The sequence below is a fragment of the Thermococcus sp. genome, from assembly GCF_015523185.1.
Classification (GTDB): Archaea; Methanobacteriota_B; Thermococci; order Thermococcales; family Thermococcaceae; genus Thermococcus.
Genome location: NZ_WAKV01000054.1, coordinates 21,207 through 29,212, shown reverse-complemented (window position 1 = coordinate 29,212; position 8,006 = coordinate 21,207). Strand labels below are relative to the sequence as shown.

Here is an 8,006-nt window from a genome sequence, read left to right as displayed (position 1 = left end):
TAGCATAAAAGGGAACGAGTTGAAGCGAGTAAACCTGGAGGAAGAGAACCATCACGACGGCGAAAACGCCGGCTATACCCGTGTTGAGGTCCTTCATAGCTTTAATCTTTCTCTCGCGGTCGCCCTTGACCATTATTCCGTCGGCCCAGTCAGCTAAGCCGTCAAGGTGGAGGAGCCCTATCGTAAAGTAGAGCGTCAGAAGGGCAATGACATTAGATAGGGGTGGCTTGAGGTATAGGATGATAACTGAGAGGGCAGAGCTTACCGGAGTTATCAAAGGAAAGGCCCAGAGCTCATTCCGGGCCCTTTTGAAATCGCCTTTGAGAGGAACCCGCGTCAGGAAGGGGAGGATGTTCTTCATTCAAAGTCCTCCTGGAAAAGCCTTGTCATGCAGCCAGCTATAAATCCTCCGATTGCGTCGTCCAAAAAAGGTGGTAGCTCGGCGAGAATTCCCGGCTTCCTCGTGTCGTAGTAGAAGAAGTTGAAGAGGGCCATTTTACCACCTATGTACTCCGCGATGTTGATTCCGATGAGCTCGTCCGCAACCAGATTGACAGGGTCACCTTCGACCCCAAAGTTCTCCTCCAGGAGGAGCGCGGCCATGAGAAGGGACTGGACGTTGATGTCTTTGAGGTAGTAGAGCATAACCCTCTCCAGTTTTCTTTTTACCTCTTCACTCTCTTCCCCAACGTAGAGTTCCATCGCTGTGTCGAGCATGTCCTTTAGGGTTATTCCGAACCTTTCGAGTTTTTGGAGGAGTTCTTCGGCGTTCATATCATCACATCTCCTTCAGGATGTCCAGCAGTTCGGAGGGTGAATACACCCTAAGCTTACCTTCTAGTCCCTTCCTGAGTTTGAGGTCGCCGGTTAGAATGGGAACTCCCAAGGCCAGTGCGAGGGCAACGTAAGGAACGTCCTTCGGGTCGGGTGAGAGCCTTTCAGCTTCATTAAGTTTTTCAGAGAATACTTCAACAGGAACTTCGATAGTCTGGGATTTTATTATCCTCAGGACAAAATCAAGCTCGTTTTCGGAGAGCCTCGTTATATTCATTAACTTTTCCCGCTTTCTATCAAGCTCCTCCCAGAAGTAGGAGGGAACAAGAAACGTTATTTCTCTGAGAACATGGTTTAGCATGAAGAGTTCTATTGAAACCTTTCCCCCGTAAAGCGCCGAGAAGACCACGTTAAAATCCAGGACAAGCTCCATTCAGCTCCCCCTGTAACGCTGTGCTAAGGCTTCCTTAACTTCATTCTCAAGTTTTTTGGCCTCCTCCTGGTTCTCAATTCTTACCTTCCTCAGGATTTCCTCGAATTTTTTAGCCTCCTCAATCCGCTCCTGAAGTTCTTTTGTTATCTCAACCAGGAGTTTCCGCCTCACAAGGAAGAGAGTGGCCTCATCCCACTCCTCGGGAACTTTAAGACGAATGACTATCTCGCTTTCTCCCACACTATCACCCCTAGGAAAAGTTGCTCCCATGCTTTATTACGTTTCTTCCAACTCAAAGTGAACCCAGTGGTATTTCTCGCTATTCTCGAAGGAGTTTACAGCGAGTTTGAAACGTCCCTCAAAAAGGGGCGATGCTAAAACAACCGTGTGGAACTCTCCAAATTCTCCAATCGGGTCAACGCCGGGATAATCTTTCAAAAAGTCTTCTAGGTCGTTTTTTGAGCTGAAGGTGTAGGTCAGCGCTTCTTTTGGCAACTTCTTCCTGTCAACGGCTATTATCGCCCACTCAAAGCCTTCCCTGAGCATTTCGAGGGCAAGGTCGAGGGTGTCCCTCCCCCACAACAGCTCAAGGGCCTTAATTCCAGCCCTCTCAGCGAGGTTTTCAACCCACTTTTTGTGCTCCTCAAGGAGAACATCCCCGGCGATGAGATAATCAGCGCCAAGGGAACCGAGGAATTCAGCCAAGGCGTCGCTTCCATTGGCCATGTCAAAGGTTAGCAATTCTTTTCCCATTGTCGTGGCGAGCGTTTTTAGTGCTCCAAAATTCTCCCAGTGGGGCGATAGACCTATCGTGGTCTTCAAAGCCAAAAGGTACGGAACGTCAATTCCACTCTTTTCTGCCAGATAAAGCGCGTAAAGCCCGTCCTTGCCACCAGAATAGAACGCCACTCCCCTCAAGCTATCGCCTCCGTCAGGGTTATAAGGAAACTGGAGCTTTTATCCATTATGCTGGTGAAACTTGAGGAGCTGACAAAATCCGGAAACCTCTACCTCAACCCAAGGAACCTCAGGACAAGACCATCTAGACTAAAAGACTGGCGTGACTTCCTTTCCCTTGATGAGGAGACCTACGGTGTTTACGCGAGGACAATCTACAACCCGCGCGAGAGGTTCCTTATAAGCAATGAAGAAAGCGAGGCGAAGGGAACCGAGCTCTCAGCTCTATACTGCTCCCTCCTGACGGACCCGGAGTACTTCTGCGGTGAGGAGAACCTGATGTATCAGCTTAAGGTCGGTGAGTTTGAGGGCTTACCCTTTGCCAACGGTTTTGTAGGTTCAAAGGTCGTCCTCGTCGGCGAAGCCCCCGGAAGGCGCGGATGTGGAAAAACAGGAATATGCTTCTACCGCGATGCCTCTGGAATGCTACTCCGCAGGGTCCTCTTCTCCCTTGGGATAAACCCCGACTTTCTCTACATCACAAACGTCCTAAAGTGCAACCCTCCTGAAAACAGGCTGAAGGGAATTCCAGCCGGAGCATGCGAGCTTTTAGCGAGAGAGCTGGAGATTTTAAAGCCTAATGTTATCTTCGCTGTTGGTAGAACTGCCGAAAAAGTCCTAACTGAACTGGGATTTGAAGCTGAGTATCTGAGGCATCCAGCATGGTACGTCAGGAGGGGCATCAGGGAGCCGAGAAAGGAAATACTTGAGGAATATTTCAAAATCAGGGAGGCTCTTGGTGAATGGACGCTTTAGTCCTCTTACTCTTGGCACTTCTCTGGGACATTCTCCTTGGCGAGCCCCCCGCGAAGCTCCACCCAGTCGTGTGGTTCGGGAGAATAGCTAGATTCATTGATTCCCACTACAAAAGGCGCTCTCCCGTTAGGGACTTCCTAGTGGGAACCGCTACAGCCCTTGTAGTCCTGGTCTTTGCCCTTTCGCTTTCAATTTTGCCTTCCTTTGTCACATATCCCCTCAACTACGCCCTGGCAGTGTATTTTATCAAAAGCTCCTTTGCAATTAGAAGTTTGCACGAGCACATAGCGAGAACGGTAACGGACGACATTGAGGAGAAGAGGAAAGCGGTCTCGATGATAGTCAGCAGGGACGTTAAAGGCCTTGACGTTTACCACTTGAACTCGGCCTCGATAGAAAGTCTCGCCGAGAACTTGAACGACTCCGTAATTGCCCCACTCTTTTACTTCCTCCTCTTCGGCCTGCCGGGGGCGTTAATCTACCGTGCCGTCAACACGCTCGACGCGATGCTTGGTTATAGAAACGAGCGCTATGAATACTTCGGAAAGTTCTCCGCGAGACTTGACGATGCCTTGAACTTCATACCAGCTCGCCTGACGGTTCTCCTCTACCTCCCCCTCGGCGGAAGGAAGGTTTTCCGCTACTACCGTCTGGCGAGGTTCAAGATAAACTCCGATAAGCCTATGGCAGTAATGAGCGCCGTCCTCGGAGTCTGGCTCGAGAAGCCAGGATTTTACCGCTTTCCGGGTAAAGCCCCCGAAAATCATGACATAAAGCGCGCCCTGAAGGTTTACTGGCTTGTCGTTGCCGAATGGTTGGTAATCGTCTCCATACTCCTAGCGACGGGGGTGTGTCCATGCTTGAGCCGATGAGGTTTTCAACATACCACGGTGGTGCTCGGGAAGGGGGTCTGCTCGACTTCTCTGCATCGCTCAATCCCTATCCGCCGGAATGGCTTGGGGAGATGTTCGAGCGGGCGAAGGAGCTGAGCAACCGCTACCCCTACTACGAAAAGCTTGAAGAGGATCTTTCGGAGCTAATCGGTGAACCTCTAACTGTAACGGCTGGAATCACCGAGGCGCTTTATTTAATTGGAACTCTTGCGCTCCACGGAAAGAAAGTGATTATCCCGAAACACACCTATGGCGAGTATGAGAGGGTGGCGAGGATTTTTAAGACGAGAATCGTTAAAGGCCCCAACGAGCCTGAGAAGCTGGCCGAGCTGGTTGAGAAGGATTCAGTTGTCTTCTTCTGCAACCCCAACAATCCAGACGGAAGGTTTTACAGCGTTAAGGAACTTAAGCCCCTCCTCGATGCCGTTGAAGATAGTAAGGCCCTTCTCGTTCTTGACGAGGCATTCATAGACTTCGTTAAAGACGCCGAAAGCCCGGAAGGAGAGAACGTCGTGAAGCTCAGGACGTTCACCAAAAGTTACGGTCTACCCGGAATAAGGGTGGGCTACGTTCTCGGCTTTCCAGAGGCTTTCAAAAGCGTCAGAATGCCGTGGGGCATAGGCTCAACGGGAGTTGCCTTCCTTGAGTTTTTGCTTGAGGACAACTTCGAGCACCTAAGAAAGACGATACCCCTAATCTGGCGCGAAAAAGAAAGACTGGAAAAAGCCTTAAGAGTTAAAAGCGACGCCAACTTCTTCATCAAGCGCGTTGGGGACGCGGGAGAAGTTGTAGAAACTCTCAAGAGGCAAGGAATCCTAGTAAGGAACTGTGGGAGCTTTGGACTACCGGAGTTTATCCGCTTCTCGGTAAAAAAGTATGAGGAAAATGTGAAGCTTATTGAGGCTCTTCAAGAGCTGGGAGTGTGAGCCCGAACTTTTTTAAGAGTGCCGGTAACTCGCTTTGGGGTGAGAACATGAAGTTCCTCGTGAAAACCCAGCGAGACATGGAGGCAGTGGCCGGGAACTACATTAAGGAGGCAATTCCGGAAGCAGAGGTCTGGATTGCACCGATGGGCTACACCGGACTCGTTCTGGTTGAAGCCGATGAAAATGCTCTCGAAAAGCTTCTTGAAATCCCCGAGGTCGAGAGGGTAATCCCCGTCCTCGTCGAGACTGAGGCGGACCTCGAAAAGATAGCCAAGAGTGCGGAAAAGATTGCACACCTCATTGGTGAAAACGAGACCTACGCCGTCAAAACAAAGAGGCGCGGAAAGCACGACTTCTCGAGTATAGACGTGAACCGCGTTCTGGGTGCGAGGATAAAGGAACTAACAGGGGCAGACGTTAACCTGAGCTGGCCAGATAAAGTCGTTCAGGTCGAGATAATCGGTGATAGGGCCTATATCTCGGTAACCCCCGGCGAGGAGTACAGGAAGTACACCCCCGACAAGATTGACGCGAGGAAACTCTTCAGGAAACTCACAATCGTCCAGATGCCCTACTGGGGAGACTACAAGGCCTGCAGAAAGTTCGGTGAGAAAATAGGCAGAGCCGCGCAGGCATTTGAGGTCAAAGAGCTCATAATAGCGCCGAAGGAGAAGATGGATGCCTTCGAGCTCATGGAGTTCCTCCGGGGTGTTAAAGCCGGACAGGAGAGCCGTTACAAAATACAGCGCGAGGCCTATCCGTGGAAGGTCGAGAAGGTTCCCGTCTCCCTATGGGACCTCTATCAGGTAATCAGGGACAAGAGGAGGAACAAGAGGCTCCTAATCATTACCGACCCCAAGGGGCCAACGCTGGCGGAGGTCAAAGACAAGCTCGCCAGAGACCTTCACTACGCCAGGGAAGTCGTAGTATTCATAGGCTCTCGCGAGGGCATTCCAAGGGGACTCTTCCGCTTCGCCGACTATGTGGTTGACTTGGCTCCCTACATGACCTTTGCGACCGAGCATGGCATTCCGGCAACGCTGGTTTCTCTCTGGGAGGTCTACGAGGAGTTCCTAAGGGAAAGCGAAGAGAAAGAGTGAGCTTTTTCTTTTTTCCTTGGCGTCAGACCCTAAGGTCGTCCTCACCGCTCGGGAATCCGCCGTAGTCATCATCCGCCGAGGAGGTAGAATACCCCAGCCCCGGCTAAACCACCGAGCAGACTCGCGAGGAAGTTGGTCGAGTTGTTGTCTGTTACCTCCCTGTTCTCAAGCGTCGCACCTATGAGGCTGTCGAGGTTTACGCCAATGAAACCTCCAATGACAACGGCAAACAGCATTCTGGCCTTGTAGGCCGTTAAGGGAAGGGCGAAGAGAGCTATCACAAAGACACCAAGGAGCGCAAAGAGCTCTCCCTCAAAGGAAATAGCCCCGTTGGCTCCCGGCTTTGTGGGCCTGAGGTTCGTAATGAGTCTTGGCTTCTTTCCAAAGACCTTACCAAGTTCGCTCGCCAGCGTGTCCCCGTTTACGGTAGCTATGGACGCAAAAACGGCCGCCCAGAATGTATCCATCATAGACAGTTTCTCAAGGACGAGGAAGAGAACCACAGCAAGGCCGTTGCCGAGAACATTTCCCCAGCTTCTAACACCTCCGTTCGACTGGGCGAGGCCTTTTTTCTTCTTTTCCTTGTAACGGTATTTCGTGGCGAGAACTCCCATAACGACGAAAGTGAGCAACGCCAGAAACGGGTAGGCTCCACCGAGTTCAATGACGGCAAGGCCCAGTAACGATGCAGAGAAAGCCCCCCTGCCATCAAGAGCTCCAAGATAGTATGAACCCAGGCCAAGCACTGCAACCACTGTAACGTCCATGGTTAGACTTCCAGCCATTCCCGACACCAAGTGATGATTTATAAGTCCGGTTTATTACATTTTCCCAGGGATATAAAAATAATAGAATCAAAGGGCCTCGAACTTAACGGTCTCCGTGACGAAGGTTATATCGAGGTGTTCTATTCCCGGTATCTTTTTGGTGATGCTGGTTATTATCTTCTCCAGCTCCCTCATGTCCTTTGGACCGATTATATGGAGGACAAGATTGTGGGAACCAAGCGCACGCTGGATTATTTTGACGTTGTCGTCCTCCTTTAGCGTTGCAATAACTTCACCAACATCAACATCAGGCCTAACGGTAACACCAAGGATAACATGAATATAACCGAGAGCATCGTAGTTGGGTATGACAGTGTATTTAAGAACTATACCATTCTGTTCAAGCCTGTTCATCCTCCTTGAAATCCTCTGCCTGGTTGTCCCGAGGAGTTCAGCAAGCTCCTTATAGGTAAGGCGGGCATTCTTGGCAAGCAACTTTAAAATTCGGAGGTCTATGGCAGTTATTTTATCGCCCATTCTTTCACCTCCAGTTTTTGATTGCTAGGGAAATTCGCCAACGCCTATAAAAATATTTCGTTCTCAAAAACTTTTTCGGGACATTAGGTTATTCTAAGTCAGCATAATTCCGGAAATAAAAGGCAAAAATGTAGAACAAAGTGTCAACCAAACCATTGCTTACTCACATGCTAGTACTAAGTTTTCGAACCAACTGTTTTGAATCTCTCGACCGGTATTTCCCCACACTGGCCCTAAGGGCCTCCCCGGCATCTACGCCGTAATGATTGGCTATACAAAGGAGTGCAAAAAGCACATCCCCAAGCTCTTCTTGAAGATTATCTTTGGTGGCCTTCCCTTTAACCCCCTCGTAACCGAGCATGGCATCCGCGAGCTCACCGAGTTCCTCCATAAGCGCGGCGAGCATTTCAAAGGGCTTCCAGTAACCCCCGAGCTCAGCTATGAGCTCATCAACCAACTCCTGCCACTCATTCACCGAGAAGTTCCCCCCTAACCTTGGACAGGTATTCCTCAAGGACGTCTTTTCTCGCCCGGTAAAATCTCATTCTGCCTTCTTTTCTTTCTTCAATCAGGTTTAATGACTTTAGAGTTCTGAGATGGTGGCTTATGAGCGTTTGGTCTTGGCCAAGAGCCCCTGAAATCAGACAAACGCAGAGCCAGTTATCACGAACCAGCTTGAGAATGGCAAGTCTCAACGGATTTGAGAGCACCTTAAGGAATTCAACAACAGGTTCCTCAACACTTGGCTCCACCTCAGCTTCGAGCTCTGGAATCCCGCATCTCTCAATACATTTTGTTATGCTCTTCTTCTGTCTTTCGTCAAGCCTTTCAAAGAGCTCCCTAACCTTCACGACCATCACCAA

Annotated in this window: 13 protein-coding genes; 4 read left to right on the top strand and 9 right to left on the bottom strand. The window is 50.1% G+C overall.

The features are described from left to right. The 5 genes from F7B33_RS05965 to F7B33_RS05945 all read right to left on the bottom strand — a co-directional run. Positions 1-361 (bottom strand): adenosylcobinamide-GDP ribazoletransferase (locus F7B33_RS05965; RefSeq protein ID WP_297073737.1); only part of this gene is annotated, 361 nt, incomplete at its 3' end. Next, positions 358-774, bottom strand: a complete 417-nt coding sequence (gene cobZ / locus F7B33_RS05960) for an alpha-ribazole phosphatase CobZ (protein ID WP_297062373.1) — start codon at positions 772-774, stop codon at positions 358-360. The genes F7B33_RS05965 and cobZ, both read right to left, overlap by 4 nt. Positions 775-778: 4 nt before the next feature. Next, positions 779-1,207, bottom strand: coding sequence for a PIN domain-containing protein (locus tag F7B33_RS05955; RefSeq protein WP_297062374.1), 429 nt, complete (start codon positions 1,205-1,207; stop codon positions 779-781). After that, positions 1,208-1,447 carry a hypothetical protein gene (locus F7B33_RS05950; protein WP_297062376.1) on the bottom strand — a complete coding sequence of 80 codons (240 nt, stop codon included), beginning with the start codon at positions 1,445-1,447 and terminating at the stop codon, positions 1,208-1,210. 36 nt (positions 1,448-1,483) lie between these two features. Further along, positions 1,484-2,125, bottom strand: coding sequence for a diphthine--ammonia ligase family protein (locus tag F7B33_RS05945; protein WP_297073735.1), 642 nt, complete (start codon positions 2,123-2,125; stop codon positions 1,484-1,486). Between the two features lie 48 nt (positions 2,126-2,173). On the opposite strand from F7B33_RS05945, the gene F7B33_RS05940 reads away from it, so the two are divergent. From F7B33_RS05940 to F7B33_RS05925, 4 genes are read left to right on the top strand one after another with little or no spacing between them, the layout of a single operon-like run. Then, on the top strand, positions 2,174-2,920 hold the full coding sequence (locus F7B33_RS05940) for a uracil-DNA glycosylase family protein (RefSeq protein WP_297062378.1): 747 nt from the start codon (positions 2,174-2,176) through the stop codon (positions 2,918-2,920). Continuing rightward, complete coding sequence (gene cbiB, locus F7B33_RS05935) at positions 2,908-3,792, top strand: adenosylcobinamide-phosphate synthase CbiB (protein ID WP_297073733.1); 885 nt, start codon at positions 2,908-2,910, stop codon at positions 3,790-3,792. Before F7B33_RS05940 ends, cbiB begins: the two co-directional genes overlap by 13 nt. Further along, positions 3,777-4,739 carry an aminotransferase class I/II-fold pyridoxal phosphate-dependent enzyme gene (locus F7B33_RS05930; RefSeq protein ID WP_297073731.1) on the top strand — a complete coding sequence of 321 codons (963 nt, stop codon included), beginning with the start codon at positions 3,777-3,779 and terminating at the stop codon, positions 4,737-4,739. Before cbiB ends, F7B33_RS05930 begins: the two co-directional genes overlap by 16 nt. Positions 4,740-4,786: 47 nt before the next feature. After that, on the top strand, positions 4,787-5,839 hold the full coding sequence (locus tag F7B33_RS05925; RefSeq protein WP_297062381.1) for an SPOUT family RNA methylase: 1,053 nt from the start codon (positions 4,787-4,789) through the stop codon (positions 5,837-5,839). A 68-nt stretch (positions 5,840-5,907) separates the two neighbouring features. Here F7B33_RS05925 and F7B33_RS05920 read toward each other — a convergent pair whose 3' ends face one another. The 4 genes from F7B33_RS05920 to F7B33_RS05905 all read right to left on the bottom strand — a co-directional run bounded on the left by F7B33_RS05920 (position 5,908) and on the right by F7B33_RS05905 (position 7,994). After that, the gene (locus F7B33_RS05920) at positions 5,908-6,624 is read right to left on the bottom strand and encodes a DUF92 domain-containing protein (RefSeq protein WP_297073742.1); all 717 of its coding nucleotides are present in this window, start codon (positions 6,622-6,624) and stop codon (positions 5,908-5,910) included. Between the two features lie 69 nt (positions 6,625-6,693). Beyond that, positions 6,694-7,143, bottom strand: coding sequence for an Lrp/AsnC family transcriptional regulator (locus tag F7B33_RS05915; protein ID WP_297062382.1), 450 nt, complete (start codon positions 7,141-7,143; stop codon positions 6,694-6,696). Between the two features lie 163 nt (positions 7,144-7,306). Then, the gene (locus tag F7B33_RS05910) at positions 7,307-7,618 is read right to left on the bottom strand and encodes a MazG nucleotide pyrophosphohydrolase domain-containing protein (RefSeq protein WP_297073729.1); all 312 of its coding nucleotides are present in this window, start codon (positions 7,616-7,618) and stop codon (positions 7,307-7,309) included. Next, positions 7,611-7,994: a metalloregulator ArsR/SmtB family transcription factor gene (locus tag F7B33_RS05905; RefSeq protein WP_297062434.1), complete on the bottom strand. Its 384-nt coding sequence runs from the start codon at positions 7,992-7,994 to the stop codon at positions 7,611-7,613. The genes F7B33_RS05910 and F7B33_RS05905 overlap by 8 nt, the downstream gene beginning before the upstream one ends. Between the last annotated feature and the right edge of the window lie 12 nt (positions 7,995-8,006).